Source organism: Streptomyces sp. AC627_RSS907, assembly GCF_019049165.1.
On the sequence record NZ_JAGMUE010000624.1, the window covers coordinates 1 to 557 of the forward strand.

1 protein-coding gene is annotated in these 557 nt (G+C 77.4%); it reads right to left on the reverse strand.

Annotated features, from left to right (window positions below; translation table 11 throughout):
* Positions 1-557, reverse strand: a 557-nt coding sequence (locus KUM32_RS37470; RefSeq protein ID WP_217146310.1) for a M56 family metallopeptidase, incomplete at both ends; no start/stop codon positions are given.

The following is a 557-nucleotide window of genomic DNA, read 5'->3' on the forward strand; positions in this document are numbered from 1 at the left end:
GGTGAGGGCCCGGAGATCAGCGCCGCCTTGCCGACGGCTGTGGCGACCACGCGCCGGTCGCCCACCTCGCGCGCCGCCTCCTCGTCGGCCCAGCGCTCCGCGCTGAAGGCCACCGCCGTCCACAGCGGGCGCAGGAACGGGTTGGCGCTCGCGGTCAACCGCGAGGCCAGTAGGTAGCGGTGGTGCCGCCCGGTCAGGTGGGCCCGCTCGTGGGCGACCAGCGCCCGCCGCTCCGGGTCGCCGAGCCCGGCCAGCATCGCGTCCGAGACGACGACGCGCCCGGAGCCCGCCCGGCCCGGCAGGGCGTACGCGTACGGCACCTCGTCGGGCAGGACGGTCAGCGCGGGCGGCGCGGGTGGTGCCGTGACCGTGATCGCCGGAGTCGCGGTGGTGGGTGCTGGGGCCGGCTCGGCGGGCAGGTCGCCCAGCGCGCGCCAGGCGCCGTTGCGTACCCGGTAGTGCCGCCACAGCGTGTGCCCGCAGGCAGCGGCGACGAGGGCCAGCACGCCGATGGCGGCGAACCCCACGTTCTCGTCGTACGGGACCGCCGCACGTAC